At 64.4% G+C, this 2271-nt stretch carries 3 protein-coding genes; 1 reads left to right on the plus strand and 2 read right to left on the minus strand.

Features of this window, described 5'->3' with window-relative positions:
- Positions 1-406: alcohol dehydrogenase catalytic domain-containing protein (locus tag EOC06_RS36225; RefSeq protein WP_164898967.1), on the minus strand; the 406-nt coding region annotated here is incomplete at its 3' end.
- Between the two features lie 98 nt (positions 407-504).
- The gene (locus EOC06_RS36230; protein ID WP_127271974.1) at positions 505-966 is read right to left on the minus strand and encodes a helix-turn-helix domain-containing protein; all 462 of its coding nucleotides are present in this window, start codon (positions 964-966) and stop codon (positions 505-507) included.
- 102 nt (positions 967-1068) lie between these two features.
- Between EOC06_RS36230 and EOC06_RS36235 the strand changes: the two genes are divergently transcribed.
- A partial coding sequence (locus EOC06_RS36235) for an MFS transporter (RefSeq protein WP_164898968.1) occupies positions 1069-2271 on the plus strand: 1203 nt, incomplete at its 3' end.

Genomic DNA, 2271 nt, shown 5'->3' on the forward strand with positions numbered 1-2271 from the left:
CGGGTAAGCGCACTAGGTTGGTGTCGGCGTGTTCGATGGCGACATATTCGGCGAACGAACCCCAGCCGGTGAAGCCGGGTTGGGTCTGATGCTCGCAGACCTGGTGATTGCCCGAATTGCACTCGAAGCAGCGGCCGCAGCCGACGGCGAACGGCACGGTGACGCGCTCGCCGGCCTTCCAGCGGGTGACCTGCTTGCCGGCGGCGACGACGATACCGGCCAGTTCGTGGCCCGGTACATGCGGCAGCGTGATGCCATCGTCATGACCCATCCAGCCATGCCAGTCGCTGCGGCACAGACCGGTCGCTTCGACCTTGATGACGACGCCATCGGCTGCCGGCTTCGGATCGGGAACGGTCTGGATCGTCGGCGCTTCGCCGAATTTCTCGAAGACGACGGCTTTCATCGGTCACTCCACCCTCTGTGCTGCAGGAAACGATAGCCGATTCCCTGTCTGGTCGAGCGGAAATCGATTCCGCCACGCCTGTTGGCAGGCAGCAGCTCTCAGCCGGTTTCGCGGTTGCGAAAGTCGGCAAGCCGGGTTTCGCCGGGGGCAAGCTGCCGCCCGTCCTCGGCATGGACTTCCAGGCGCTTGATCGGCCGGCCGGTGAGATTGTCGACCATGAAGGTATAGGGTTCGCCCGGTCCGGCGAAGTAGGTCTCGCCCCATTGCCGCAGGGCAACCAGGACATAGAACAGGCCGCGTCCCTTTTGCGTCAGCACATATTCATGGTGCGCGCTGCCGTCGGGTGCCGGGACCGTTTCGAGGATGCCATGCGCGACGAGATTGCGCAGCCGCGACGATAGGATGTTCTTGGCGACGCCGAGGCTCTTCTGGAATTCGCCGAAGCGCCGCAAGCCGTCGAACGCGTCACGCACGATGAGCAGCGACCACCAGTCGCCAATCGCGTCCAGTGGTCGCGCTATGAGGCAATCCGCTTCGTGGTGGCTCGTTCGTTTCACCATGGCAGTCGTTGGTCCAGCATTCGATTTTCGGTTGCAACATAAAACTGTTCTGCCTATCCAGCAAGAGGTTTCAAATTGAAACCTTTTATGGAGAGAGCAGACATGAACATGCAGGTGGTGAACAGCGGTGCAACAAGCCTCGAGCAATCCGATGGGCCGCCTCGGGTGGCGCCGCCACCTGCGGGATTGTCACGATTGACCGCGCTGATCTTCGCCATCGCCTGCGGCCTGAGCGTTGCCAATGTCTATTTCGCCCATCCGCTGCTCGACGCCATGGCGCATGATTTTGCTATCGCGCCGGCCTCGGTTGGCATCGTGGTGACGGTAACGCAGATCGGCTATGGGCTCGGCCTGTTCTTCATCGTGCCGCTGGGCGACCTGTTCGATCGCCGCAAGCTGATTGCAGGGCAGGCGATTCTGTCTGCCGTAGCGCTGGTGGCGGTCGGGGTCGCGCCCAATGCGGCGATGCTGCTGGCGAGCCTGGCGGTGGTCGGGCTGCTTGCGGTGGTGGTGCAGGTGCTGGTCGCCTTCGCTGCCGACCTCGCCGTAGCGTCGCAGCGGGGGCGGGCGGTCGGCACCGTCACCAGCGGCGTCATCCTCGGCATCCTGCTCGCCCGCTTTGCTTCGGGCGTCGTCGCCGATTTCGCCGGCTGGCGCTGGGTTTATCTTGTCTCGGCCATGTTGACGCTCGTCATGGCGATGGTTCTCTACCTGATCCTGCCGCGCCACGAGGCGGAGCGGCCACGCACATCCTATCCGCGCCTGCTCGCTTCGGTGCTGCTGCTGTTCGTACAGGAGCCGCTGCTGCGCGTGCGGGCGGTGCTGGCCATGCTGATCTTCGCCAGCTTCAACGTGCTGTGGGCGCCGCTGGTGCTGCCGTTGAGTGCTGCGCCATTTTCACTTTCGCATACCGAGATCGGGCTTTTCGGCCTTGCGGGCGTCGCCGGCGCGCTCGGTGCGCGCTGGACCGGCGGCCTCGTCGATCGCGGCCGCGGCCAGTTGGTCACCGGACTCGGCCTACTGCTGATGATGGCGGCCTGGCTGCCGATCGCCTTCATGGGCATGTCTCTGTGGCTGCTCGTCGCCGGCATAGTCATGCTGGATCTGGCGATCCAGGCCGTCCACGTCACCAACCAGAGCTTGATCTTCGCCCGCCGCCCGGATGCGCGCAGCCGCCTGGTTGGCGGCTACATGATCTTCTACTCGGTCGGCAGCGCCCTGGGCTCGATCGCCTCGACCATGGCTTATGGTGCAATGGGCTGGAGCGGCGTCTGTGTGCTTGGGGCCGGCATCGGCCTGTTGGCG

The organism is Mesorhizobium sp. M7A.F.Ca.MR.362.00.0.0 (assembly GCF_004023175.1).
Lineage (GTDB): Bacteria > Pseudomonadota > Alphaproteobacteria > Rhizobiales > Rhizobiaceae > Mesorhizobium.